The following is a 25,073-nucleotide window of genomic DNA, read 5'->3' as shown; positions in this document are numbered from 1 at the left end:
CTCCGATGAATGAGGTAAGCCGGGGGCACGGATCCCACGTTCCGTCAGCCGTCCCCCCGCGAGAAAGACAGGGGGCGTTCCGGGGAGACGGCGCACTCGGCGTGCGCCTGCGAGAAAAACGGCACACGGTCCGAACCGGGCGGGGCTACTGGCAGGCCTCGCAGGTACCCCCGTTCAGCAGCACATCCAGGCTACAAGCGTTCGGGTCGTCCCGATCCGTGGCGGCAGCGGCCACCCGTTCCACCGTCGCTTTCTCGATATGCGAGGCTCCCAGCGTGCGCAGATAGTAGGTGGTTTTGAGCCCGGCGTGCCAGGCGTGACGGTACATATGGCTGAGCGTTTTCATGTCGGGCTCAGCCAGGAACAGGTTGAGCGACTGGCTCTGGTCAATCCACTTCTGTCGACGTGCTGCCGCGTCGATGAGGGCGTGCGGATCGATCTGGAAGGCTGTTCGATAGCGGTCTCGGAGCTCTTCGGGGATGCCATCGACCTGGCTCAGATCTCCATCGAAGTATTTCAACTGGTCGACCATTTCCTCCGACCACAACCCGTGGGCTTTCAGGTCGCGGACCAGATACGGGTTGAGCACGACAAAATCCCCCGAAAGATTGCTTTTGACGTAGAGGTTCTTGTAGAGCGGTTCGATGCAGGGCGAGGTCCCCATGATGTTTGAGATGGTGGCCGTGGGGGCGATGGCCAGCACGTTCGAGTTGCGCATCCCCTGGCGCGCGATCTTCTCGCGGAGGGGTGTCCAGTCGAGCCGGCCGCCGCGAGGTACGTTGATGGGTTCGCCCCGCTCGGCTTCCAGCAGATCGAGCGTGTCCTGGGGCAGGAGGCCGCGGTCCCACTTGGAGCCCTGATAGCTCGGATAGGTCCCCCGTTCGGCCGCGAGGTCGCTTGACGCCTCGTAGGCATAGTAGGCGACGGCCTCCATCATCTCGTCCGAGAAGGCGACGGCTTCCGGCGAACCGAAGGCATGACCCCGGGCATAGAGTGCGTACTGAAGGCCCATCACACCGAGCCCGATGGGCCGGTGTCGCAGGTTCGACCGGCGCGCCGCCTCGGTCGGGTAGAAGTTGAGGTCGATGACGTTATCGAGGGCCCGGACGGCGATGCGGATCGTCTCGCGGAGCCGCTCATGGTCGAGTGTGCCGTCGGGCAGCAGGTGGCGGTCGAGCACGACGGAGCCGAGGTTGCACACGGCGGTCTCGTCGGCGCTGGTGTTCAGCGTGATCTCGGTGCACAGGTTACTCGAATGCACCACCCCGGCGTGATCCTGGGGACTACGCACGTTGCACGGGTCTTTGAACGTCATCCAGGGGTGTCCCGTCTCGAAGAGCATCCGCAGCATCTCTTTCCACAGTTCGAGGGCTTCGATGCGGCGGCCCCAGAGCTTGCCTTCATCCACGAGCTGCTCGTAGTGCTCGTAGCGTGTGCGAAAGGCCCGGCCGTAGCACTCGTGCAGGTCAGGCACATCGCTGGACCGGAAAAGGGTCCAGTGTTGCCGGGCCTCCACGCGCTGCATGAACAGATCCGGGATCCAGCAGGCTGTGTTCAGGTCATGGGTGCGGCGGCGTTCGTCGCCCGTGTTGCGGCGCAGTTCGAGGAAATCAAAGATGTCGTTGTGCCAGACCTCGAGGTAGGCACAGCCGGAGCCGGCCCGCTTGCCGCCCTGGTTGACGGCCACAAGCTGGTCGTTATGCAGCTTGAGGAAGGGGATAACCCCCTGGCTCTCCCCGTTGGTGCCACGGATGTGGCTGCCGGTACCGCGCACGGCCGTCCACGAGCCGCCGAGGCCGCCGGCCCACTTCGAGAGGAAGGCGTTCTCGGCGATGCCCCGGATCATGATCGACTCCAGGGAATCGTCCACCTTGTAGAGGTAACAGGAGGAAAGCTGCGGATGTCGTGTGCCGCTGTTGAACAGGGTCGGGGTAGAAGAGCAGAAGCGGCGCTCCCGGTAGAGCCGGTAGAGGTCCAGCACCCTTGCCTCGCGATCTCCGTCTTCGTTCAGGAAGAGTCCCATAGCCACCCGCATCCAGAAAAACTGAGGCGCTTCGATCCGGCGAGGCGTGCCGGTGGTCTTGTCGACGAGCAGGTAGCGGTCGTAGAGTGTCTGAAGGCCCAGATAATCGAAGTCGAGATCGGCCATGGGATCCAGGGCGGTGGCCAGGCGCTCCAGGTCGTAGTCGAGCAGGGCGGGATCGAGGCGCTCGATCTCGACGCCGTGCCGGAGGTAGCCTTCGAAGGCGCGTTCGTGGCACGCCTTTAGCCCGGCGAGTCCATCACGTTCCAGGCTCCAGCCGATCGTTTCTTCATAGATATAACCGAGCAGGATGCGCCCGGCAAAGCGGGCAAAGTCGGCATCGCGTTCCAGGAGGGCCTTTGCATTCAGCAAGATCGTCGTCTTCAGATCGGTACGGCTGATGCCGTGGGCAATACTGCGGCGCAGGTGCCGTTCAATCTCTGCCTCGCCCAGGCACAGGTCGAGCCCGGCCGTGGCCAGCCGGATCCGCGCACGCAGCTCCTCTCCGTCCCACAGCGTCGAGGTACCATCCGTCTCGACCACCTCGATAAGCGTCTCCTGTACCTCCGCGGTCCGGGCGGCTTGCATGGCCCGGAGCACGGCCCGCTCGGCGCGATAGGTGATATAGGCCTCCGCGACGCGCGCGTGTCCGGCCAGCAGGAGCTCTTCCTGGACGAGGTCCTGCACGGTCTCGATAGGCACGTAGGTAAGCCCGAGCTTGCCGGCGCGCTCCGTCACGCGCAGGGCGATGTCGGCGGCGGGAGACGAGTCGAGCCGGCACGAGAGGAACGCCTTGCGCACGGCTCGTTCGATCTTCGCGGGATTCCAGGTGACCACCTGCCCGTTGCGCCGGATGAGCCGGGGCATCGTGCCTGGCACGGCGGGACCGGCCGGCACGGCGGCGGCGCGGTGGATCACGAGTGCCCGGGCCACGTCGAGCGCACCGGCTTCGAGAAGGGTACGTTCGGTCAGGGCCACGACGTCGGCGAAAGTAGGACGGGCCTCGGACGGGAAGGTGTCCAGGTGCGCGAGTACCTCCCGGACCACCCGCCGCACGAACGCTCCCCCCGTCTCGGCGTCGGCCGGGTGCCCGGCGGCCAGACGAGCCGTGATCCAGGCCTCGGCGACGAGGGCGGCCAGCGCCGCCGGCTCGAAGCGGACGTCGTGGCCCGCTTCTTCGTGGAGAAACAGAAGCCGCCCGGGTTCCAGACCGGCTACCAGCGCCGCCGCGTCGAAGGCCGGACGGTCGGCCGGCGACAGCTGGGCAGCCCGCTTGAGTTCGAGATCACGGACAATGTCGGTTGTCGGGGTCCACATGGTCGTCAGTGCTTGCAGGAATGGGACTACGGGGCCCGGCAGAGCCGGCGCGTGACGGGGGTAGCCCTACAACTCGTCGTCGTCGGCCGGAATGAGTGCCGACGCCTTGCGGTATTCGGTCACGCGCCCCTCGAAGAAGTTCTGCTCCTTGCGGATGTCCATCAGCTCGGCCAGCCAGGGCAGCGGGTTCGCCTGCGCGGGAAAAAGCGGCTCCAGCCCGAGTCCTTCGAGGCGACGGTTGGCGATGAAATGGATGTAGGCGACGAACTCGTCGGGGTGCAGCCCGACGGAAGGCAACGGAAGGCAGTCACGGATGAAGGCTTCCTCCAGTGCCACGGCTTCGGCCATCAGCGCCCGCAGTTCGTTGCGGAAGGTTTCCGTCCACACCTCCGGATTCTCGGCCACCAGTTCGAGCAGGAGCCGGCGAAACAACTCGATGTGGTTGGATTCGTCCCGGAGGGTGTACCGGAACATCTGCCCGATACCCGGGAACTTGCCCTGCCGGTAGAGGCTGAGCACCATACCGAAGAGGCCGTAGAACTGGGTGCCCTCCATGCACTGGCCGAAGACGAAGAGGTTGCGTGCCAGCAGTTGTTTGTTCTCCGTGCGGGTCAGGTCCAGGTCCCGCCGGAGGGCGTGCGAGATGCGGGTGACGAAGGCGTTCTTGTTACGTATGGTGGGGATGTCCTCGAACATGGCTTCGCACTCGTGCGGGTTGATGCCAAGCGAGGAGATCATGTAGAGGAGCGAATCCGCGTGGATGTTTTCCTCGTGCGCATGGCGGCCGAGCACGAGCTTGAGTTCGCTGGCCGTTACGAGCTCGCGGACCACATGGAGGATGTTGTCTCCGACGATGCCTTCGGCGGCCGAGAAGTAGCCGACGGCCATGCGGACGATCCAGCGGTCGATATCCGTGAGGGTATCGCTGCGCCACTGGGCCACGTCCCGGTGCATGGGAATGTCCTCCGGTTCCCAGTGGTTGGCCTTCATCGTGCGGTAGAGATCGTAGGCCCAGGTGTACCGCAACGGCAGGAGGTTGAAGGCCAGGGTTTCGCGACCGTTGATGACGCGTTTGGCAGCAAGTGCGGCCTCGGCCCGGGCCGCATCGAGCACGAAGGTGCGGTTGCCGAGGGTGTAGCGGGTCTGCATAGACGGTCCGGAACGGCTGGGACCGGGATGCAGCAAGGCACCCGACCGGGTGCCCCCATGCCGGCGGTACGGGCATCAAAAAACCCGAACCCCGGCATGGGTTCGGGCGACATACAGATCCGGCACCTGCCCACGGCAGACCCCGTCACGGTAGTGCTCCGAACCTCTGATCCCGGAGGTGGAAAGCAACGGGCGACGAGCAGGTCTCCTGGCTCGCGACGTGCTGGATCCCCAGCCGGCATCCCCGCTCCCGCGCGTCCTTCCCAGCCGGACAGGCCAGTGAACGCGCGTTCGCTGCGGGTAGCCCTGCGTCGCTTACAGTTGCGGGCACAGCCCCGGCTTTCCCTTCTCAGGGGCACCGGTGTTCCCTCTTACGCCCGGCCTATCCGGCCGGGACTCCTCGCCCTATGGACAGAGATCAATTTACGTGTCGCGGCAGACCTCGGCAAGCGGGCTTATCAACAAACGATCCACGCCGACCCCTGGCATAACGGCTTGCGCATAACCAGCGCGGGGCCTACGGGCAGGTTCGTTCAGCATAGCAACCAGCCGGCGCGACAGCAATGCCGGCCACGGAAAACGCCGAGCGCCCCTGCGACCGCGTTGATGCGCTTGATGCGCTCGTTATACAGGTGATTACCTTCTAGGCTCGAACGCCTTGATTACACGCGCCTTCGGTGCATCGACAGGAACAGGAGTTATGCAGTAGGCGACGAAGCCGCCACGTTTCAGGGCGACCCCCATCCCCCCTTCGGGGTACTTCCCCCTGTTCGGCCGCAGGTGCGGCCAGGAGGAAGGGCTCGTAGGGCGTTTTTTCAGCTTTTCAGGCCCCTCCCTTGCGAAGGGGAGCGACTGAGGGGTAGCCCTCCCTCCGCACAGGTCTCAACTGCGTAACTCCTGAGGAAATTTCATCAGATTGCCGCGCCGGGCCGCCACCGGTAGAGCGACAGGACCGCGTCGGGCTTGACAGCGATGACGGCCAGCTCGTAAGCCCCGTCCGCCACCCGGCGTACGGCCAGATCGGCCGGATAGTATTCCTGGTTGAAGGCCGGGTTTTCCTGCGTGAGGATATGGCGGATACGCCCCGCGGCGTCGTAGACGTCGACGCGGAGCCAGCCGGGGCGCATGTTGAGGACGAATAGATAGTCGCCGGCCGCGTCGGCCGAGGCGGTCAGCAGGGGCGGCTCGTGCGTCTCGCCCAGGAGGAAGAGACGGCGGCGCGGGAGCATGGGCGAGTCGAAGCCGGTGAGGGCGAGCGAGTCGAGCCGCCCGTCCGGGGTGAGCACGTCGATGGCGGGGGTGAAGCCGGCCAGGCTCAGGACCGTGTCGCCCCGGATGCGGAGCAGGCCGGCATGGCGCCAGGCGGGGCCGGGCAGCGGGTACCGCTCGGCGATGCGGCCCCGGTCGTCGAGGCGGGCCAGGTAGCCCGCGAAGTCTTCGCCGAGCACCTTCAGGTACAGCCCCCGGCCGGTGGTGGCCAGGTACTGAAGGGTGCCGCGCTTCGGGAGGTCGCCGGGCGTGGTGACGGCGCGCACCACGGCGCCTTCCACCAGGAAGTCGGCCCGGCGTTTCATCGGGTGGAACACGACCAGGGTGTCGCCCCGCCAGCCGGCCAGGTACGGGTACTCGAAGTCCGGGCCCGTCAGGTTGGCCGCGAGGGCGCCGTCGCCGGTGAAGGCGAGCACGTGGTGGCGCTCGGTGTCGGCCACATAGATCCGCCCGTCCGGCCCGAAGCGGACGGTGCGCGGGTGGGCCATCGGCACGTCGTCCGAGGCGGTGACCTGCCATTGCAGGCGGAGCGTGTCCACGGGCAGCGTGGCCGCCAGCGCCCGCGAGAGCGAGTCCGCCGGCAGCAACGCCCGCGACTCGATCCGGTTGCAGGCGTGGGGCAGGCAGCCCGTCAGCCCCAGCATCAGGGATGCCAGCACGGCTGCCGTCCACCGGCACGGCAGAGGAGCTTTATTGCATGAAGACATCACAGAGGGCGATGGGTCGGGAGCAAGCAGGTCTCCTAATCCATGCACCGGCGTGGGGTTTCGCCCGGGCGCGGCCGGCCGCCGGAATTCCCCGCCGCTTTGCAGAAACGGCACGGTTGCCGGATCTTACGGGTGGTTTGGCCTGTCTTCAGGCATCCCCGACGTCGAAACGACCATTTCAACCATTTCCCCCGTGCCATGTCGACCCGTCTGTTTCCCTGGCTGGCCGGCTTCTTGCTGGCCGCCTGCACCGTCGAAACACCGCCCGCCCCCTCCGACGCCCCGGCTACCCGGACCGTCCCCGAGCCGCAGTACACCCTGACGAAGGACCAGACTCACAACCGGTTCAGCGCTGCCATCCCCCCGGTGCTGCGCGTGCCCTCGGGCGCCGTCATCGAAGTGCACACCGAGGAAGCCTCCGACGGGCAGCTCACGCCCGAATCGACGGTCGAGGACGTGGCGACGCTCGACTTCGACCCGATCCACCCGCTCACGGGGCCGGTCTACGTGGAAGGCGCCGAGCCGGGCGATGTGCTGGCCGTGACGCTCCATGAGATCGAAATGGGCGACTACGGCTGGTCCGCCATCGTGCCCGGCTTCGGCTTCCTCGCCGACGAATTCACCGAGTCGTACCTCAAGCTCTTCACCCTCGAAGACGGCGCCACCGTGGCCCGCTTCAACGACGACATCACCATCCCCCTGAAGCCGTTCCCCGGCGTGATGGGCGTGGCCCCGGCCACCGATGAGATGCTCTCGACGATCCCGCCCCGCGCCAACGGCGGCAACATGGACGACCCGAACCTCACCGAGGGGGTGACGGTCTACTTCCCCGTCTTCGTCGAGGGCGCGCTCTTCTCCATCGGCGACACGCACGCCGCGCAGGGCCACGGCGAGGTCTGCGGCACGGCCATCGAGGCGCCCATGCGGATCGTCTACGAGGTCAACGTCCTCAAAGGCGGGCGGCCGATCCCCGAGCCGCAGTACGAGTCGGACGACTTCTACGCCGTCACCGCCTTTGCCGAGACGCTCGACGAGGCCGCCAGGAAGGCCACCCGGTACATGATCGACTACCTGGTCGCCGAGCACGGCCTCACGCGCGAGGACGCCTACGTGCTGGCCTCGCTGGCGGGCGACCTGAAGATCGCCGAGGTGGTGGACGTGCCCCACGTGCTCGTGTCGATGCACCTGCCGAAGGCCGTCCTCGGACGTTGAAGCGTTGCACGTTCGTGCGTTGGCACGTTGGAACGTGGCACGTTTGAACGTTCAACGTGGAACATGCCAGCGCTTACCGTTCGCCCGTGTGGGGTGAGGCGGTGTGGCATCGTGCCCGGCGGTGTAGCCGCACCCTTCACGGGTGGGCCCTTGGACCCGTCGGCCGTCCCGGGCTGAAGCCCGCGGCTACGGGGACGTCCCAGTTGGCACGTTGGAACGTTGGAACGCGGAACGTTCAACGTTTCAACGCCCGGTGTACGTGATCCGGTAGACGACGCCGTTCTGGTCGTCGGAGAGGAGCATCGAGCCGTCGGGCATGAGTTCGAGGTCGACGGGGCGGCCCCAGTTGTCGTTGCCCTCCAGCCAGCCCTCGGCAAACGGCTCGTAGCTCGTGGGGCGCCGGTTCTCGTCGAGGCGGACGAGCGTGACGCGGTAGCCGATCTTCTGGCGGCGGTTCCACGAGCCGTGCTCGGCGATGAAGATCTGGTTGCGGTATTCCCCGGGAAACATCTCGCCGGTGTAGAACTCGAGGCCGAGCGGGGCCACGTGGGGGCCGAGCTCCCGGGCGGGCGGCGTGTAGTCGGCCGGGTCGTGCCCCGCGCCGAACTCGGGGTCGAGGATGGCGCGGCCGTGGACGTACGGGTAGCCGAAGTGCATCCCGGCGCGGGGGGCGTGGTTGAGCTCGCACGGCGGGCTGTTGTCCGTGATGTCCTGGTTCTGCCCGCCGATGTTGTCGCGGCCGTTGTCGGTAAACCACATCTCGCCGGTGAGGGGGTCCCACGTGAAGCCGACCGTGTTGCGCACGCCGCGGGCGAAGACCTCCACGTCCGAGCCGTCCGGGTTCATGCGGAGGATGGCCGCGTAGGGATCGCCCTCGTCACAGATGTTGCAGGGCGCGCCCACGGGCACGTAGAGCTTGCCGTCCGGCCCGAAGTCGATGTACTTCCACCCGTGGTGGCGGTCCGAGGGCAGGTCGTCGTAGACCACCACCGGCTCGGGCGGGTCGGCCAGGCGGCGTTCGATGTCGTCGTAGCGGAGGATGCGGTTGACCTCGGCCACGTAGAGGGCGCCGTCCCGGAAGGCGATGCCGTTGGGCATGTTGAGCCCCTCGGCGAGGGTGTAGACCTCGTCGGCCACGTAGTCGCCGTCGGTGTCTCGCACGGCATAGACCTTTCCTTCGCGCCGGGTGCTCACGAAGAGCGTCCCGCCCGGCGTCAGGCGGAGCGACCGGGCGTTGGGCACGTCCTCGGCGAAGATGCTGATCTCGAAGCCCGGCGGCAGCTTGATCTTGTCGAGGTCGACGTCGCGCGGGTTGCCGTGGAACGAGCAGGCCAGCAGGCCCGCGGTCAGGAGCAGGATCAGTCGGGGCATCGGATTGCGGATGTCGGATGGCTTCGCGGCAAGGGTGCAACCACCGGGTTCCTCATTCCGTGAGCTGGCCGGGAGGAGCGGGGAAAGCACCCTGGATGAGATGCATCACCTCATCGGCCTGTTTCCGGTTGTGTTCGAAGGTGAGCTTTTTGATGTTGAACAGGTCCACGATGGTGCCGATGAAGCAGAGGCCGGCGGTGAACAGGTAGAGCAGCCCCATGCCGATCTGGCCCAGGTAGAAGCGGTGGATGCCGGCCATGACGACGAAGCCCAGCAGGGCCAGGATCAGGGCCGTGTTGGCGTCCCGGCGGCGGCTCCGGTAGACGTGGGCGAACTGCTCCGCCTGCTCGTCGGTCATGTTTTTCAGCAGGGTGGCCACGTAGACCTGCTCGTCGCCTTCGAGCTCGGGCAGGTAGCGGATGACTTTGGACATAAGCGTGTTCAACCGGTGTGCGATACGTTCGGGGTGTGCCGGGCCTGTCGCACGAGGGCCACGATGCGTCCGGCGAGCACCAGGACCGCCGGCAGGCCCAGCGGGTGTGCCTGCCACGAGGCGACCAGGTCGCCGCGAAACAGATGGGCCACGGCGTGCCCGAGGCCGCAGCCGGGGCAGAACGTAAAGCCGAGGTTCCTGAGCGGGCACAGGCTGAACAGGTGCCGGGCGTTCGGGTCCAGGCAGGCGAGGGCTGCCAGGCCGGCCGCCCAGACCAGGGCTTCTACCGGAATCCGTTGCAGCACGGAGCGCATCGACGGCACGGCGGATGAGGTGTGAGGAAAAACGCTCTAAAGGTGCGGCAGCGGCGGGCAAAAGGCAAGTCCCCTCACAGCGGGATGGCTTTCAGCAGCGCCACGAAGGTTTCCCGCCCGGGAGGGGCGGCACGCGGCCGGATGCGGTAGAGCCGCTGCCCGGCCAGCGCCAGCATGCGTTCCTTGAGACGATCCTTCTCACGGCGGGCGTCGTCGTCGTGGTGCGGGCTGTCCAGTTCGAAGAAATAGCGCGGGCGATAGCCGGCGTGCTGGTCGAAGACGACGCAGTCGATCAGCGCCCGGAAGAAGTAGCGGCGTTCCGCACCCGAGAGCCGGTCCCGGAGGCGCTCGTAGTCGAGGACGCTGCTGAGGGCCACGTTCGGATAGACGAAGTAGGTGGCGAACACCTCTCGCACGGCCAGGAAGAAGTCCGCCTCCTGTTGTGACCGGAACAGGCTGCGGGTGGCGTCCGCCTCCGCGAACGGGCGGGTGTGGGTGATTTCCAGGACGTCTTCGCGGGCATGCCCGACGGTCTCGATCTCCGGGGGACCATGTGCGCGGAGGAAGGCCGCACAGACGGGATGTTCCGGGCGGAAGCGGGCGTAGTCGAGTGCCCGGGCCGGGTTGCCGGCATGCCGCTGCACCAGGTGTACCACCAGGGCGTCGAGGTGAGCGTCCGGGAGGGAGAGAAAGCCGCCCCGGTGTAGCAACAACAGCTTCTCGAGCAGTTCGTCCGTCGCTGTTCCGGCCTCCCGGTCTGTGAAGAAGGCCGTCACGAATGTCTGCATCGCCCGGGCCAGCAGCGGGTCGTCGCGGAGCGCGGGGGCGTGCCGGTGGGCCACCTCCAGCACCTCCGGCCACCGGCGCTCGTAGATGAGGCGGTAGATCGCCTCGGGATCAGGCGGCAGGTTCGATTCGGTTTTCAACGACTCCGTCGGGTAGCGCTTGCTCCGGCAGCTTGCGGGGGCTTGTGCCCGGGCTGCGGATGGAGGATGGGGGCAGGAGGCCCCGGTCATATCGTGCAGGCCCGACCCGCCCGCAGCCACGACCGGACTTTTTCGCGTGCGCCACTTTAAACGGGGCGGGCTTTGTTCGATGCTAGGGATGCCGTGTCCGGCATGGCGCCACGCTCACATGCCCGTTGTTCTCATGAAACACACCTCGCTTTATCAGCACCGCGACCTTCCTGTTCCCGTTGATCGGGGATCGGAAGCGGTTGGGGTTGTTCCACCCGCATCGCCGGATCCCGACGTTGGTCCCGGAGCTTCTCCGCTGGCCCCGGCCGTGCGTGCCGGTACGGACGGCATGACGCCGTTCACCATGCTCCTGCAGACGCAGGCCCGGGCCAAGGCGGCCGACAAGGCCGAGCGCGAGACCGTCGCGATGCTGGCACACCGGCTCTATGCGGCCCTGCTCGCCTTCCTGGGCTGCGACAAGAAGCAGCTCGTGCTGGGTATCATGGTGCTGCCCGAGCGGCAGACCTACTACGACTTCATGCTGCTGCTCCGCCTCGACGACGGCGTCGAGCCCCGCATGACGATGCGCGTTCAGCCCGGCGATGAATATGAACTCATCTTCCTGACGGAAGAGGGAAACGTGCTGAGCCGCTGCACCTTCCCGTCGCCCGTGGACGAGTCCGAGGAGGCCCGTCGCCGCCGCGCCGAAGCCACCACCCGGTGTTTCGCCGGTCTCGTCGAAGCCCTGCGCCATCGCCTGGAGACGCAGGTCCGCACCTGGACCGAGAAGCGGGCGATCTATTGAGCCGGCGGGCGTGCCGCCGCCCTCTCCTCGGCCAGCACCGCGTCGAGCGTGCCGGTGAGGCGGTCGGCGTCGGCCTCGGAGAAGACGAGGGGGGGCTTGCATTACAATCGCGTTTCTACAACCATGTATTGAAACGCCGGATAACTTCCTCCTGGGGCAGGTAGGCGCCGGCCGAGAGGATCTGCTTGAGTCCTTTCTCCAGGCGTCGGGGCGAGAAGCCGTCATCGTAGAGCTGGTCCAGTACCCAGAGCACCCCGTGTACTTCGATTCCCAGGCTCTGGGCGAGCTTTCGCAGCGCGTTGTCACCGGTCAGCAGGAGCATCCCTTCGTCGAGGGCCAGCAGGAGCGCGGCTAGGTCGCGGATCGAGGGAGCGCGGTGACGGGCTGCCAGCTCCGTGATGCGGATCAGCTGTGATGCTGTCAGGTGGCGTACCTGCAGACCGAGATACCTGAGCCGGGCGGGCTCGATGGTGTTGATCTCAGCGAGGATGAGGTCGGGGACGTACCACTCCCCTACCCTGCTCAGTGCTTCTTCGAGTAGCCCGCCGTTGTCTAGATCAATAAGTATGTTCGTGTCGGCAATGCATTGCATCAGTCGTCTTGGGTGGGCTCCAGATGCTGGAGGTTGCGCTGTTCGTGGCCCAAGAGTTCTTTGGCGCGTTCGGGAGTTATGAGTCCTTCACCCAGGCACCGCAGGGCCAGGAGCTCGAAGTGCAGAGGAATCTCCGGCTGTACCTGGTCCCCGGGCTCGAGTTGCCGCCAGCCGTTCCGGCTGAACTGCTTGACCAGGCTAGTGTAGAGGCTATTGGTAATGATGTCCAGCTCGAGGGCCCGCCGGATCAGCGCCTGCATGCTGATTCCATAGCGGTGTTTGAGCAGGTGTAGCTCACGCAAGGAAAGGCTATGGCGCCGGTGGCCCAGGTCACGGAGCAGCGCTTCCCTCGGGGCCAGGAAGGCGCCGGCGAAGCGGTGACAGGCCTTCTCTTCATCGAGATCCTGAACGCGTAGCATCAGGTGGCCCAGCTCATGGGCCAGGTTGTAGCGCTGCCGGTCACCGGTGATGTCTTTGCGGGTGACGATGACGGGCACTTCCCCGTTGGTATGTACCCTGAAGGTCAGCGCATCGAACTCTTCGGGAGCGTCTACGGTGCCGACCAGGATGTGATGCTGCTCGATGAGGTCGGTCAGGTTCTCGATGGGGTCGGTACCCGCGCCCCAGGCCTCCCGGAGGGCCTGGGCGGCCTCTTCGACGTCCTCCCCCGAAGCTACGGTGCGGGGGAATCCCCTGGGGTAGCGAAACTGCAGCGGCTCTTCTTCGGCGATACTCAAGAGGGTCAGGTAACGCTCGAGCCAGTCGCGCACCTCTTCGATGATCTTGCGCTGCGCCTTCTTGCCCAGGGCGACTCGCTTGCGAAAGGCAGGTTCTATCTCGCCGACGATGGTGGGCCGCAGTAGGTACGAAGGCTTGACCTCCAGAGCTTGGGCCAGCCGGATGAGCATCTGGGAGTCGGGAGTCAGCTCTCCCTTCTCGTACTTGCTGACGGCTACGTGGCTGATGCCGGCGCGCTCGGCTACGGCCCGGAGGCTCAGCCCGCGGCGCCGTCGGGCCTGCTTGATACGGGCTGGGATCGACATGGTGTACCTTGGGAGGGAGGGGAGCTTAGCGCATAAACAGGGAGTTAACAAAATCGAACAATGTTCGACGTTTGTAAACACTAAGGAGCATAAAAAAGATCCTGTCCCTCCTCTCGTACTCCGTGCTCTTCGAGATATACGCTGCCTCTCCGAGAGCACCCGGGCACCGAAGCCGAGTGCTTCTATCGCTTAGGGAAGGTCATACAGAAAGCCGTCCTCGCTCTTGCGGTAGGTGAAGCAGCTCCGTTTAATCATGGGGTGGAACGTCTTGAGGGTAACCGGTCTGGACATCTCCGCGATGGTTCCAACCGGTTGCAATCATCCCACCTCGGCCAGCACCGCGTCGAGCGTCCCGGCGAGGCGGTCGGCGTCGGCCTCGGAGAAGACGAGGGGCGGCTTGATCTTGAGCACGTTGTGGAGCGGCCCGTCGGTGCTCAGGAGCACGCCCCGCTCCTTCGCCCGCTCGACGACCTCGGCGGCTTCTTCGGCGGCGGGTTCGAGCGTGGCGCGGTCGCGCACGAGCTCGACGCCCAGGAAGAGGCCGCGCCCCCGCACGTCGCCGATGAGGGCGTGGCGGGCCATCAGGCCCCGGAGGCGGCCGGCCAGGTAGGTGCCCACACGGCGGGCGTTCGCCTGCAGGTTTTCCTTCGCGATCACGTCGAGCACGGTCAGGCCCACGGTGCACGAGACGGGGTTGCCGCCGAACGTGTTGAAGTACTCCATCCCGTTGGCGAAGGCGGCGGCGATGGCGGGCGTGGTGACGACGGCCCCCAGCGGGTGACCGTTGCCGATGGGTTTGCCCATGGTGACGATGTCCGGCACGACGCCGTGCGTCTCGAAGGCCCAGAAGTGCGAGCCGACGCGCCCGAAGCCCACCTGCACCTCGTCGGCCACGCACACGCCGCCGGCGGCCCGCACGTGCTCGTACGCCGCACGGAAGAAGCCCTCGGGCGGCACCACCTGCCCGCCGCAGCTCAGGATGGGCTCGGCGAAGAAGGCGGCCAGGCCCCGCCCGGCGGCGGCAATCTCCTCCACCGCCTCGGCCACGTGTGCGGCGTACTTCGTGCCGGCGTCCGGATCATCCCGGCGATACGGGCCGCGGTACGGGTCGGGCATGGGCACGACGTGCGTGTGCGGCGGCGCGCCCGCCCCGCCGGGGCCGTCGAACTTGTACGGGCTGAGGTCGATGAGCGACGACAGGTTGCCGTGGTAGGCGCCGTCGAGCACCACGACGTCGGTGCCGCCCGTGTAGGCGCGGGCCAGGCGCAGTGCCAGGTCGTTGGCCTCGCTCCCACTGTTGACGAAGAAGCACACCCGGAGCGGCTCGGGAAGCGTGGCCGTCAGCCGCTCCGCATAGTCGATGATCGCGTCGTGGAGGTAGCGGGTGTTTGTGTTCAGCACGGCCATCTGCCGGCAGGCCGCCTCCACCACACGCGGGTGGCAATGTCCCACGTGGCACACGTTGTTGACGCAGTCCAGGTAGGCCCGGCCCGTCTCGTCGAAGAGGTACGTGCCTTCGCCCCGCACGATCTTGAGCGGGGTGCGGTACGAGAGGCTGAGCGAGGGACCGAGCAGATGCGCCCGCAGGCGCAGCAGATCGTCTTTCGAGCGGTTCATGGAGACGAATACCGGACGCTCACCGTGCTCCGCTGAGGCTCAGAGGTCCTGCGGGATGCGGATACGCTGGCCCGGGTAGATGAGATCGGGGTCCTCGATCACCTCGCGGTTGGCCTCGAACAGGGCCTTCCACTTCGAGGCGTCGCCGTAGTGCTCCCGCGCGATCTTCGAGAGGGTGTCCCCCTTCTGAATCGTGTAAAAGACGGGCTCCGGTGCGCGGATTGTCAGCCGGTCGTCCACCTTCTCGACGCCCTGCACGTTGCCGGCCAGCAGCACGGCCTTCTCGCGGGCGGCCTGATCGGCCACGGTGCCGGTCAGGATCACCGTCCCCTCCGCGTACGTGACCGTCAGCTCTTCGACCTGACCGGCCAGCTTCTGCTGGATCTCGGCCTGAATCTCCTCGGCCTCGTTGCCGATACCGACGGCCTTACCAATGTTTTTGATGAACTCGAAAATGCCCATGGTTCTTCTCTGTCGGGGATGAGGTTGAAAAGGGTAAAAGGTGGGAAAGCACTCATTTCTTTCCGAAGAGCCCGCCGAGCAGCGAGCCGGCACCGCCCAGGAGGGAGCCCGCGTCGGAGCCTTTCGTCAGCGAGCCCAGCAGCCCGCCGCCGGAGACGCCCAGCATCCTGGCGAGGGCTTCCAGATCGTTGCCCTCCGCCTGATGCGCGCGCGTCCCGATGAAATTGAGCACCATCGGGACGACGGTCTCCAGGATACCCTGTGCCTTGCTGGCATCGAGGCCCAGGTGCCGGCTCAACGCCGACGCCACGCCGCCGAACCGGTCGCCGAGCACCTGCCCGGCCAGCCCCGCCAGTCCCTGGGACGGTACATCCTCGCGGTCATTCAGGAACTGGGAGGCCAGCGCCTGCAGCAGCCCCAGGTGTTCCTGCGGATTCTGCAACGCCTCCTGCAGTGAGGTCAGCACCGGCGGCGTCACCGCCGGCAGCACCTGCGCGGCCTTCTCCTGCGGCAGGCCGAACTGCCGGCCCAGTATCTCGGTCACCTGCCCGCCCAGCGCGGACAGGATCTGATTCTTCAACGCTTCCATCTGTTTTCTTCCGGATTGGTCAGCAATATTTTTCGTCGACAAACCACACGAACGTGCATTTCATCTGCCTCATGATACGACGTACGGGGCTCGGAAGAAAAAAGCGGCCGTGAAGAAACGCGCCGGCGGCCGGGGTTCTATGCCCCGGGGCAGTGTACCTCGTGGCGGTAGTGCACCTCGCGCTCGGCCAGGTAGGCGCGGACGAAGTCGAAGCAGCCGTCGGTGCGGCCGACGAGCTCGGGCGGGAAGACGCCGCGCTCGGTGAAGCGCCCTTCGAGGAGGAGGTGAACGGCGGCCGTCGCCGTGAAGCCCGTCGTGCGTGCCATCGACGAGAGGCCGGTGACGGGGTCGCGCTCGTCGTAGAGGTGGTAGACGTGCGTCACCGGGTGGCCGTCCTCCTCGCCACGGACGGTCACGCGCATGACGGTGAACTCGTCCTCGTCGTCGTCCAGGCGCCAGGCATCGAACAGGATGCGGGAGGTGACCTCCCGGGGCGTGACCGTGGCCTCGCCCACGCGCAGGGGGGTCTCGTCGAAGAAGCCCGCCGTGCGCAGCGCCTCGATGAGGCGGATGTGGCCGGGGTAGCGGAGCGTCTTCTCCTTCATGTTCGGGATGTGGCGCATGGTGAAGAGCAGCGACCGCAGCCCGTCGGTGTTGAAAGCTTCGAGCGTGCCCACCTCGTCGAAGGTGACGAGTTCGGGGTCCGAGAGGGCCGGGCGGACGACCACCTGGCCGTGCTCCACATACCGGGCCGGGCGCGTATACTCCTCGATGACGTCGACCGGAGAGAAGGGGGCTTTGTACTCGAAGGGCCACACGCGCCGCTTCGGGAGGCCGCCCACCAGGCACTCGAAGGCGTGGACCGTCATGCGGGCGTCGTGGTGGCCCAGGATGAGGTGGTCCATCCCCGGCGCCACGCCCATGTCGACCAGGGCCGTGACGCCGCGTTCCCGCGCCGGCGCGTCGAGGTCGAGGGCGTTTTCGGGGAAGAAGGAGATGTCGACGACGTGGTGCCCGGCCTCGATGACGGCGCGGAGTGTGGCAAAGCCCATGAAGCCGGGCACGGCGCACACGACGAGGTCGGCGCCGTCGAGCACGTTCCGCACGACGGCGGGGTCGGCGAGGTCGGCGCGGCGGGTGCGGATGCGCCGGTCGCCGGCGAGGCGTTCGAGCGCCTCCGCGCGCACGTCGACGGCGGTGACGGTGTGGGTGCGGGCCAGGTCGCGGGCGATGGCGCGGCCCACCATCCCGGCCCCCAGCACGACGAGGTTGGCCATAGATGCGTGTCCGGTTTCGGAAAAGCCCAAGATACGCACGGTGCGGTGAAAACGGGCCGGAACGCCGGTCGGCCACGGGGTAAATTTCAGGGTTGTTGGCCGCCTCCCTTGCCGTTCAGGCGGACAGCGTCTACATTGGCCTGTGGTCGATTCGGAGCACCTCGGGTTGAGGATGTGGGGGGCTCATATTCCATGCCACGGGCCGGTCTTCGGCCGCGACGGTCCGGTGGTGCAAGCCCGGAAACGTGATGTCTGCCCCCTGGACGGATCCCCGAAGCCCCGATGTCGATGAGCTTTTTCCCTGGGTACGTTCCGGAGAAGCCGAGGCGGAAGTCATCGGATGGGAGGCCCGGCGGTATTGTCCCGAGTTGCCTTTCCGGCCCGTTCCCGGGGAGACGTGGACGAAGGAGGTCGCCTTTTACGAAGACTACCGGCTGGTGCGGCTGGCGCCGGCCGGTGGCGACCGGGAGGTCTATGGTTTCTACGCGCCGGGCGACTTTCGTCCCCTCGACGGGGCCGGTCGTGCCATCGAGCGGTTGAACCGGCTCGGGCCGCTCAACCTCACGTTCCGGACCGTGCTGGACTATACGCTGTTGCGGGTGCGGCTCGAACTGCCGCATCACCTGGGGGCAGGGGCGGCCTGGCGGCGGGCCGGGGTGGTCAATGACCTTGCAGCGCTGCCGGTCGAAGGGCGTGCGGAGGCGGCCCGGGCCGGCGTGCCGGTGGCGAACCCGGTGGTTCGGATGGTCCCGGCATGGGAGGCGGGGGCCCCCGCCGGCGTGCCCCGGGGCGATGCCTTTCATGTGGCTGCCACCGCCGTGCTGTACCACGAGGATGCGGCGTGGGAGCTGGTACAGGTCCTGGCGAAAGTCGAGCCCGACGGGGTTCTGGCGGTGCGCCGGGATGCCCTGCGCTCCGGCCGCCTGAGGCCGGCGTGGCCGGGACCGCGCGTCTTCGGTCCCCTGCGCACCCGCACCGCGATGGCCGTGCGGCGGTGGTACCGGCCCGGGGAAGAGGACCTTCCGGAAGCGCTGCAACGCAGGCTGGGCGATACCCCCGGGGCCTGGCATACCCTCCTCCGCGAGCGGTACGGCCTCGGGGAGGAGGGGGCGTCCCGGCACCCCGTCCTCCTCCGCGTCGCCGACCTTGCCTTCTACCGGACGTTCTGCCTGCTCGAAGTGCTCGAGCGCCGGCCGGATGGCTACCGGCGCAGCTACGCCCTGGCCCGGATGCGCCGGGACGGCCCCGAACTCCGCCCGTTGAACGGCTCCTCGGCCGTCATCCACGAGACCAACGACGAGCCGGACGAGCTCCTGCTCAACGAGGAAACCGCCGACGAGTACCTGCGCTTCTTCTGCTGGGCCGTGCATGGCGATGAAGGCCCGTTTTATCTTCCGGCCTCTCTGCGTGAACTGCCGCTCCGGGCGGCTCCTTCCCGGGCTCAACGCGACCTCCTGCATGACGTCCGTTTCGGGGTGCACGCCCATCCGCCCTTCGAGGCGTCCGTCGTCCGGCGCCGGGCCCACCTCCTGTACGGAGCGATGGTCTTCAAGGCCTGGTTTCAGCTCAAAGCCGGCGGTGAGGTCGAGATGGTGGAGGATGCGAGGCAGGAGGAACTCGGAGAACTCCCGGTCGACAGCGAGCGCTTCGACGAAGGGGACCTGTTTCGCCTGCGGGAAACGGCACAGGAGACGGCAGAGACGCCCCAAGACCAGGACGTCGAAAGCCTTTTTCGCAAAACCCGGGAGAACCTGCTCAAGAAGTCCCCGCACCATGCGAACGCCCTGAAAGAGGTCGTACAGGTTCTGCACGAGCGGCCCGATCTCGTCCCGGCAATGCGGGATTTCGCGGTCGTGCTCGGAAAGCTGCTGCCGCTGCTGTCCCCGGACCAGATTGCTTCCCTGAGGGACTACCTGCATTTGATCGAAAAAACGGGTGGCCTGCTGGTCCGCCTGAACTGGTTCCGGCTTTCTCCCGAAGAGCAAAAGCAGCGGTTTGCGCGGCTGTCCCCGGCGCAGCAGGAGGCGCTTGCGGCGGCGGATCCCGGGGAGGTCTGGCGTCTCCTGGGGGCCGTGGTGCCGGAGGCGCGATCGGAAAGTTTCCCGGAGATGGCGCAGGCGCTGCGCTCGGCGCTGGACCGGCTGTCCCCGGTGCAGCGGGCTGATCTGGTGTCGGGCCTCGCCGCCGAGGAGCAGGGGGCGTTGAAGGATGCCCTGCACCTCCTGCATGCCGTGCTGCACGGGGTTTCCCCGGAGGCGTTTCTGCGTGAGCTGGAGGCGGCGGGAACGGCAGCGGGCAGGGAGGTGAACGGGCCGCTCGTTTTCAGCTCGGCCACCGATGGATCGAGGACCATTCCTGAAACGGGTACGACCGATGAGAACGCCGGGTGAGCGGGCGGAAGTGACGATCCAGAACTGTCGTTTCCGGGAGGAGGTCCGGCTGGCCGATCTGGCGGGGGGGCCGTCCCTCGTCTTTCGCAACTGCATCTTCGAGAAAGGGCTGTGTGCCCGGGAGGCCGAGGTGGGGCGCTCGTTGCGGCTGGAGGACTGCACGCTGCGGGCCCTGGAAGGCCGGGAAGCGCCCATCGCGCTGGACCTGAAGGATGCCCGCATGGGGCAGGAACTGGCCCTGTTCGGCTGTCGCCTGGAGGGGGTGCTTTTCGCACCCGGTCTCCGGGCCGAACGCGACGTGCGGGTGCGGGGCTGCGTGGTGACGCCTGTGCTGAAAGGCCTCCCGGCCCTCCTGCACCTCCGGCAACTCGGCGAGGGACGGGAGCGGCTGGGCGAGGCCTGGCGACAGGGGGCGGGCGACGGCATCCGGACGTTCGGGGCGATGCCGGCCGTCGTCCTGGATGACGCCCGGATCGGCGGCGACCTGGAACTCTCGGCCGATCTGCCCGCACACCGGCAACAGCGCGCCGCCGACGCCCTGCGCCTGGCCGGGCCGGCAGCCGGCAAAGCCGTCGCGTCCCGGCTCTTCGGCTCGGTGCGCGGGCGTCGCCTCCACGTCGGCGGGCAGGCCGGGCTCTTCGGCACGCGCTGCCACGGCTACGTCGACCTCACGCGCGGGCAGCTGGGCAGCCTGGCGCTGTTCAGCCCGGAAGCCGAACCCTATGTGGAGGGGCCGCAGTGTCACGTCAGCGGCTACCTCACCCTTCAGGAAGACACCATCGTCAGGGGGCTCGACTTGCAGCAGGCCCGGATCGAGGGAGAGGTCGTGCTGGACCGGCTCTCGGCCGGGGGGCGGGTCGACCTCACCGCGTTGCACACCTCCCGGAGCCTTTCCCTGTATGCCGCCGGGATCGAAGGCGATCTGGCGCTGGACCGGGCGGCGGTCGGGGAGGACGTCTCCCTCTACCTGGCCCGCGTCGGCATGAACCTGGACCTGCAGGGCCTGGACGTGCAGGGGGACCTTACGCTGACCTTCGCCACCGTGCAGGGCTATCTGACGGCCTTCGGACGCGGGCGCGGGCTGACCGTCGGTGGCACGCTGAACCTCTCCGGCGCCGACGTGCGGGCCATGGAACTGCGCGGCGCCACGATCCGGGGCAAGATCGAGGTCATCACCGGCACCTTTCGAAGGCTGTTTCTGAGCCTGGGCGTGGAGGCCGTCCCGGACGACGGCGACGGGACCCCGCGGCTGCGGCCGAAGCCCTGCCGGACCCAGGCGGTGTACATGACCGCCATCGAGGTCGAGGAAACGATGGACGTGTCGGGGCTGGAGGTGGCCCTGCCGGCGGACCGGGACGAACACGAGCGGGAACGCCTGCGCATGGAGCAGGAGGGCGCCGGGTTCACCCTGACACAGTCCCACATCGGGCAAGACCTGCGCTTCTTCCCGGAGAATCCACGGCTGCTGCTGGAGCGACGCTTTGCCGACCGGGACGATGTTCCCTGGCAGGTCGTCCCGGTCGGCTGGGACGTGGCCGCCGGCGTCTGGGGAAACCTCGTGTTGCAGGCGAACGAGATCGGCGGGGCCCTGGACCTGCGCCAGGTGCGCGTGGAGGGCGACATCCTGCTCAACGATACCACCGTCGGCCGCGATCTGGACATGGGCGCCGGCGATCCCGCCTTCGAACGCTTCGAAACGCGATGCCGGCGCGTCGATGCGGAGAAGCTGACCTGCCACGGCGACGTCGACCTGACGGGGTTGCGGGCGCAGGGCGATCTGCTGGCCCGGGGAGCCCGCGTCCAGGGGGAGGTCCGGCTGTTGCACGGCCCGGAAAGATCCGCCGCCGGCGAGCCGCCCGCGGCCACGGAACCGGCCCGGCCGGGCTATGCCCGGATCGAGGGGCGGCTGGATCTGACCGCGCTCGAGGCCAGCCACGTCGTGCTCTCCGGTGACAACGTGCCGGATCCGGCAAAGGACGTGAGCCTCGAACGGGGCCGTTTCGGGCGCCTGGAGATCGTGGAGCCGACCCCCGGCCCCTTGAACCTCTCCAAGATCAGCGTGGACCGCTGGGTCTTCGGAGACCGGCAGGTCCCGTCCGCGGAAGACTACAAGGAGGTGCTCATCCGGATGGACCCTTTCGACCGGGCCGTGTGGGTCGACGTCGAGACGACGCTCCGTAACCAGGGAGAGGACGGCGAGGCGAACCGGATCTATCGCCAGATGCGCTGGAAGGCCCGGCAGGAGTGGAAAGCGCGGCGGGCCCATCGCCGGTGGTCGTGGTGGGTGCCGGTGGGGCTCGTGCCGGTGCTGGTCGTGCTGGCCTGGAGACGGCCTGACCTGGCGCAGTTCCTGGCCGGTGCGGCATTTCTCGTGCTGGGCGGCTGGGCGGTCTACGACCGGCAAGGGTTCTACGGCATGATCCTCGGCTTCGGCACCGTGGCCTGGTGGCCGATGATCGGAGCCCTGCTGCTCTTTCCGGTCTCGCTCTCCCTTTTTTCACAGCCGGCGTACGTCCGTGCCTCGACCTCGCTGCTCGAAGTGCTCGGGGCGGAGGGGCGGCCGCAAGGGCCGGGCGGGGCGCCGGGGCTCGAAGCGTCTCCCCGGGATCTCGGCGTGGACTGGACCTGGCACGACGGGCTGGCCATGACGTTGCGCTATCAGGTCCCGATCATCCCGGCCGTGACCCATACGTGGTGGGAGGCCGGCGGGGGCAGGCTGCCCGTGCTGGGCCTGACCGCCGAACGCTATGCCCTGTGGCTCACCCTCTACCACTGGATCGCCTGGCCCCTCTTCCTGATCTGGCTCGCCGCACGGGTGGTCCGGGGCCGGCAAACGTAGGAAACAGACGGAGATTGCTTCGATGCTGGATCAATGGAAATGGGAGCCCCTTTCCGTCCCGGAGGCCGGGCGGCTGGCGGTGCGCATCTTCGGGGACGAACGGGCCGGTGTGCCCGGGCTCGCCGGGGTGGAAGGGCGGGTGGCCGACCTCGCGTGCTATGCGGGCGTCGACCTGTATCACCTGACCCTCCGGGCGGACGGCGGCGAGCCGCTGGACGTGTTCGCCCTGGCGGGCGACGAACGGGTCGTGGTGCTCGACGGCACCAGCGAGCCGTTTCAGCCGCTGAATGCCACGGAAGGGGCGCTGACGGCGGAGAACGTCGCCGACTACCTGCGCCTCTTTTGCTTTGCCGTGCGCGGCGAGGCGGGACCGTTCGTCCTGCTCGAGGCGCTGGCGTCCGAGCCGCCCGAAGGCGATGGGCAGGCTGCGGCCGTCGCGGGGATGGTCGCGCCGCTCAAACATGAAGGACGGGACGGCCGCGGCCGTTTTCTCCTGCGGGTTCCCGTTCATTACGGCGGCGATCTCTTTGCCTGCCTCTTTGCCGTCGGTGCGGACCGGCGCGTCGAGATGGTCGATGACCTGCTGCTGGTGAGGAACGTTCCGGGGGCGCTCGTCCCGGTCCTGCCCGAGCTCTACGCGCCCGGTGTGCTGCTGGCGCGCCTGCAGGGGGTGGCCTACACCGGCCTCACCGGGGCAGCCATCCTGCGGGCTTTCGTCGAGCTCTTGCTCGAACAGGCGTTGCACCGGCAGGAGGCGTCGCAGCTGCTCACCCATTTCAATGCCCGGCTCCGGGGCCGCACGGCGCTCGACCGGTTCGCCCAGCTGGTGGCGGTGGCCGCGCCGGTGGTGGCGATCGAGAGCACCCTGCCCTTCGTCGAAGAGACGGTGGCGCACATCGTGCAGGAACGCCTGGCATCCGGCCAGCAACTGGCCTGGGTACGGCCCGAAGTGGACACCGGCGACGACACGCGCCTGCACGTTCGTGTGCCGGAGAGCGGCAAGGGCGTCCTGCTCCTGCCGTTTCATTCCTACCGGAGCCTCATCGACGTGGAGCGGGTCGCCCACGAGATCGCCGCCCGGGACGTCGCCTGCCTGATCGGCTGTGAGCGGGCAGGCGACCTGCCCGAGAGCCTCCGCCGGGTGGTCGACCTGACCCTCCGGTTGCCCCGCCTCGACCCGGACCTGTTCCGTCACCTGTTCCTTCGCATCATGCGAACCGCACTGCCGGAGGACTGGCAGGACGAAGACACGCACTGGGTCACCCACGTCCACCACGCCGACTTCCAGCACCCGCAGGGGCTCGGGCTACCGCCCGGGGAAGCCCTGGCCTACATCCGCGATCGGGCCCGCGAACGCCTCCGTGACGTTGAACCCGTCGACGGGCTGGGCCTCAAAGACCTGCACGGGCTGGGCGAGGCCCGCATCTTCGCCGAGGATCTGATCGCCGACATCCACGACGCCATCGCCGGGCGGCTTGCCTGGCAGCATGTGGACCGGGGTGTTCTGCTCGTCGGCGCCCCCGGCACCGGCAAGACGACCCTGGCCCGGGCCATCGCCCGGGACTGCGGCATCCGCTTCGTCAGCGCCAGCGCTTCGAGCTGGCAGGCCGCCGGCTATCTGAACGACCACATCCGGGCCCTGCGGGCCGACTTCGCCCTTGCCCGCCGCTTCGCTCCCGCCATCCTCTTCATCGACGAGATCGACAGCATCGGCAACCGGGAGGCCTTCGCCGGGCACAACGCCCAGTATGGCACCCAGGTCGTCAATGCCCTGCTGGAACAGTTACAGGGCATGGATCCCGAGGCCCCGGTCGTCGTCATCGCCGCCACGAACCACCTGGACCGGATCGACCCGGCCCTGAAACGGGCCGGCCGGCTCGACCGTGTCATCGAGATCCCACACCCCAACGTCGAGGCCCTGGCGCGGATCTTCCGGCATTACCTGGACGAGTACGCGGCGGAGGTGGCCCCGGACGTCGACGTCCGGGCCCTCGGGGCGCTGGCGTTCGGCAAGACCGGGGCGGACGTGGAGCTGTTCGTCCGGGGGGCCGTCCGGCGGGCGCGCAAGCAGAGACGGGCGCTCTGCCAGGCCGACCTGATCGACGAGATCACGAGCAAGCCGCGCGATCCCGGCACCTCGCCCCGGCTGACGCCCACTGAACTGCGCCGCGTGGCCGTACATGAAGCCGGGCACGCCGTGGCCTCCTTCCTGAGCCAGACCCGCGCCGCGGATCTGACGTTCGTGTCCGTCGTGCCCCGTGCCGACGGGCGCCTGGGCTTCGTGGCCAGCATGCCCTCCGAGCGGGCGCTGCTGACCCGGAAAGAATACCTGGAGGAGATCGAGGTGCTGCTGGCCGGTCGCGCGGCCGAGGAGATCGTTTTCGGCCCGGAGGGGGTCACGGGGGGCGCGCAGCACGACCTCAAGGTGGCGAGCCACTTTGCCCTGCTGCTGACGACCCGGTACGGCCTGGGTCCCGAACGGCGGCTTATCTGGTCCGAGACACCCGGGCGGGCCGAGCGCGAGGAAGCCGGGCGCATCCTGAACGAGGCCTATGCCACGGTCCTGGGCAAGCTGCGGGCGCGGGCCGGGGCCCTGGAGGCCCTGGCAGATGCCCTGGTGCAGCGGCAGGAGATCCCCGGCGAGGAGGTGCGTACGTTGCTGGCGGCCGCATAGGGCCGGCGGGCAGGGACGCATCAGGGGCGGGATA

Annotated in this window: 17 protein-coding genes, 1 pseudogene and 1 riboswitch; of the genes and pseudogenes, 5 read left to right on the top strand and 13 right to left on the bottom strand. The window is 67.7% G+C overall.

Annotated features, from left to right (window positions below):
• Positions 1-145: 145 nt before the first annotated feature.
• From GQ464_RS09085 to GQ464_RS09075, 3 genes are all read right to left on the bottom strand, one after another.
• Positions 146-3,340, bottom strand: a complete 3,195-nt coding sequence (locus GQ464_RS09085) for a ribonucleoside-diphosphate reductase subunit alpha (protein WP_166976686.1) — start codon at positions 3,338-3,340, stop codon at positions 146-148.
• A 66-nt stretch (positions 3,341-3,406) separates the two neighbouring features.
• Positions 3,407-4,489 (bottom strand): ribonucleotide-diphosphate reductase subunit beta, encoded by a 1,083-nt coding sequence (locus GQ464_RS09080; protein WP_166976687.1) that lies wholly within the window; start codon positions 4,487-4,489, stop codon positions 3,407-3,409.
• Between the two features lie 181 nt (positions 4,490-4,670).
• A riboswitch (cobalamin riboswitch) is annotated at positions 4,671-4,905 on the bottom strand.
• Between the two features lie 495 nt (positions 4,906-5,400).
• Positions 5,401-6,417: an NHL repeat-containing protein gene (locus GQ464_RS09075; RefSeq protein WP_166976688.1), complete on the bottom strand. Its 1,017-nt coding sequence runs from the start codon at positions 6,415-6,417 to the stop codon at positions 5,401-5,403.
• 246 nt (positions 6,418-6,663) lie between these two features.
• On the opposite strand from GQ464_RS09075, the gene GQ464_RS09070 reads away from it, so the two are divergent.
• Positions 6,664-7,677, top strand: a complete 1,014-nt coding sequence (locus tag GQ464_RS09070; protein ID WP_166976689.1) for an acetamidase/formamidase family protein — start codon at positions 6,664-6,666, stop codon at positions 7,675-7,677.
• A gap of 243 nt (positions 7,678-7,920) precedes the next feature.
• Here the strand turns inward: GQ464_RS09070 and GQ464_RS09065 are convergent, their stop codons facing one another.
• The 4 genes from GQ464_RS09065 to GQ464_RS09050 form a co-directional block, all read right to left on the bottom strand.
• Positions 7,921-9,048, bottom strand: a complete 1,128-nt coding sequence (locus GQ464_RS09065; RefSeq protein ID WP_166976690.1) for a PQQ-dependent sugar dehydrogenase — start codon at positions 9,046-9,048, stop codon at positions 7,921-7,923.
• A 52-nt stretch (positions 9,049-9,100) separates the two neighbouring features.
• Positions 9,101-9,481: a TM2 domain-containing protein gene (locus tag GQ464_RS09060; protein ID WP_166976691.1), complete on the bottom strand. Its 381-nt coding sequence runs from the start codon at positions 9,479-9,481 to the stop codon at positions 9,101-9,103.
• Positions 9,482-9,489: 8 nt separating this feature from the next.
• Positions 9,490-9,795 (bottom strand): DUF2752 domain-containing protein, encoded by a 306-nt coding sequence (locus GQ464_RS09055; protein ID WP_166976692.1) that lies wholly within the window; start codon positions 9,793-9,795, stop codon positions 9,490-9,492.
• 74 nt (positions 9,796-9,869) lie between these two features.
• Complete coding sequence (locus GQ464_RS09050; RefSeq protein ID WP_166976693.1) at positions 9,870-10,721, bottom strand: DUF2726 domain-containing protein; 852 nt, start codon at positions 10,719-10,721, stop codon at positions 9,870-9,872.
• Positions 10,722-11,100: 379 nt separating this feature from the next.
• On the opposite strand from GQ464_RS09050, the gene GQ464_RS09045 reads away from it, so the two are divergent.
• On the top strand, positions 11,101-11,556 hold the full coding sequence (locus GQ464_RS09045; protein ID WP_166976694.1) for a hypothetical protein: 456 nt from the start codon (positions 11,101-11,103) through the stop codon (positions 11,554-11,556).
• Between the two features lie 115 nt (positions 11,557-11,671).
• Here GQ464_RS09045 and GQ464_RS09040 read toward each other — a convergent pair whose 3' ends face one another.
• From GQ464_RS09040 to GQ464_RS09015, 6 genes and pseudogenes are all read right to left on the bottom strand, one after another.
• Positions 11,672-12,148 (bottom strand): PIN domain-containing protein, encoded by a 477-nt coding sequence (locus GQ464_RS09040; RefSeq protein WP_166976695.1) that lies wholly within the window; start codon positions 12,146-12,148, stop codon positions 11,672-11,674.
• The gene (locus GQ464_RS09035) at positions 12,148-13,191 is read right to left on the bottom strand and encodes an XRE family transcriptional regulator (protein ID WP_166976696.1); all 1,044 of its coding nucleotides are present in this window, start codon (positions 13,189-13,191) and stop codon (positions 12,148-12,150) included. The genes GQ464_RS09040 and GQ464_RS09035 overlap by 1 nt, the downstream gene beginning before the upstream one ends.
• Before the next feature lie 318 nt (positions 13,192-13,509).
• Positions 13,510-14,823, bottom strand: a pseudogene (locus GQ464_RS09030) (aminotransferase class III-fold pyridoxal phosphate-dependent enzyme); the annotation flags it as partial.
• Between the two features lie 24 nt (positions 14,824-14,847).
• Positions 14,848-15,270, bottom strand: a complete 423-nt coding sequence (gene lysM, locus GQ464_RS09025) for a peptidoglycan-binding protein LysM (protein WP_166976698.1) — start codon at positions 15,268-15,270, stop codon at positions 14,848-14,850.
• Positions 15,271-15,322: 52 nt separating this feature from the next.
• Positions 15,323-15,859, bottom strand: a complete 537-nt coding sequence (locus GQ464_RS09020) for a DUF937 domain-containing protein (protein WP_166976699.1) — start codon at positions 15,857-15,859, stop codon at positions 15,323-15,325.
• 137 nt (positions 15,860-15,996) lie between these two features.
• Complete coding sequence (locus tag GQ464_RS09015; protein WP_166976700.1) at positions 15,997-17,136, bottom strand: saccharopine dehydrogenase family protein; 1,140 nt, start codon at positions 17,134-17,136, stop codon at positions 15,997-15,999.
• A 248-nt stretch (positions 17,137-17,384) separates the two neighbouring features.
• On the opposite strand from GQ464_RS09015, the gene GQ464_RS09010 reads away from it, so the two are divergent.
• Genes GQ464_RS09010 through GQ464_RS09000 form a run of 3 tightly spaced genes read left to right on the top strand, consistent with a single transcriptional unit; the run spans position 17,385 to position 25,039 of the window.
• Positions 17,385-19,526: a hypothetical protein gene (locus GQ464_RS09010; protein ID WP_166976701.1), complete on the top strand. Its 2,142-nt coding sequence runs from the start codon at positions 17,385-17,387 to the stop codon at positions 19,524-19,526.
• Positions 19,510-22,365, top strand: coding sequence for a hypothetical protein (locus tag GQ464_RS09005; protein ID WP_166976702.1), 2,856 nt, complete (start codon positions 19,510-19,512; stop codon positions 22,363-22,365). Before GQ464_RS09010 ends, GQ464_RS09005 begins: the two co-directional genes overlap by 17 nt.
• Before the next feature lie 22 nt (positions 22,366-22,387).
• Positions 22,388-25,039 (top strand): AAA family ATPase, encoded by a 2,652-nt coding sequence (locus tag GQ464_RS09000; protein ID WP_166976703.1) that lies wholly within the window; start codon positions 22,388-22,390, stop codon positions 25,037-25,039.
• Positions 25,040-25,073: the final 34 nt, after the last annotated feature.

It is taken from the genome of Rhodocaloribacter litoris, from assembly GCF_011682235.2.
In the GTDB taxonomy this organism is placed as follows: domain Bacteria; phylum Bacteroidota; class Rhodothermia; order Rhodothermales; family ISCAR-4553; genus Rhodocaloribacter; species Rhodocaloribacter litoris.
This window is presented reverse-complemented; position numbering and strand designations above follow the sequence as displayed.

Coding starts and splice junctions, on each gene's coding strand:
- GQ464_RS09015 (WP_166976700.1), bottom strand. CDS start 17,136: ATGGCCAACCTCGTCGTGCTGGGGGCCGGGATGGTGGGCCGCGCCATC.
- GQ464_RS09070 (WP_166976689.1), top strand. CDS start 6,664: ATGTCGACCCGTCTGTTTCCCTGGCTGGCCGGCTTCTTGCTGGCCGCC.
- GQ464_RS09060 (WP_166976691.1), bottom strand. CDS start 9,481: ATGTCCAAAGTCATCCGCTACCTGCCCGAGCTCGAAGGCGACGAGCAG.
- GQ464_RS09045 (WP_166976694.1), top strand. CDS start 11,101: ATGACGCCGTTCACCATGCTCCTGCAGACGCAGGCCCGGGCCAAGGCG.
- GQ464_RS09035 (WP_166976696.1), bottom strand. CDS start 13,191: ATGTCGATCCCAGCCCGTATCAAGCAGGCCCGACGGCGCCGCGGGCTG.
- GQ464_RS09080 (WP_166976687.1), bottom strand. CDS start 4,489: ATGCAGACCCGCTACACCCTCGGCAACCGCACCTTCGTGCTCGATGCG.
- GQ464_RS09085 (WP_166976686.1), bottom strand. CDS start 3,340: ATGTGGACCCCGACAACCGACATTGTCCGTGATCTCGAACTCAAGCGG.
- lysM (WP_166976698.1), bottom strand. CDS start 15,270: ATGGGCATTTTCGAGTTCATCAAAAACATTGGTAAGGCCGTCGGTATC.
- GQ464_RS09010 (WP_166976701.1), top strand. CDS start 17,385: ATGTCTGCCCCCTGGACGGATCCCCGAAGCCCCGATGTCGATGAGCTT.
- GQ464_RS09020 (WP_166976699.1), bottom strand. CDS start 15,859: ATGGAAGCGTTGAAGAATCAGATCCTGTCCGCGCTGGGCGGGCAGGTG.
- GQ464_RS09000 (WP_166976703.1), top strand. CDS start 22,388: ATGCTGGATCAATGGAAATGGGAGCCCCTTTCCGTCCCGGAGGCCGGG.
- GQ464_RS09040 (WP_166976695.1), bottom strand. CDS start 12,148: ATGCAATGCATTGCCGACACGAACATACTTATTGATCTAGACAACGGC.
- GQ464_RS09055 (WP_166976692.1), bottom strand. CDS start 9,795: ATGCGCTCCGTGCTGCAACGGATTCCGGTAGAAGCCCTGGTCTGGGCG.
- GQ464_RS09065 (WP_166976690.1), bottom strand. CDS start 9,048: ATGCCCCGACTGATCCTGCTCCTGACCGCGGGCCTGCTGGCCTGCTCG.
- GQ464_RS09005 (WP_166976702.1), top strand. CDS start 19,510: ATGAGAACGCCGGGTGAGCGGGCGGAAGTGACGATCCAGAACTGTCGT.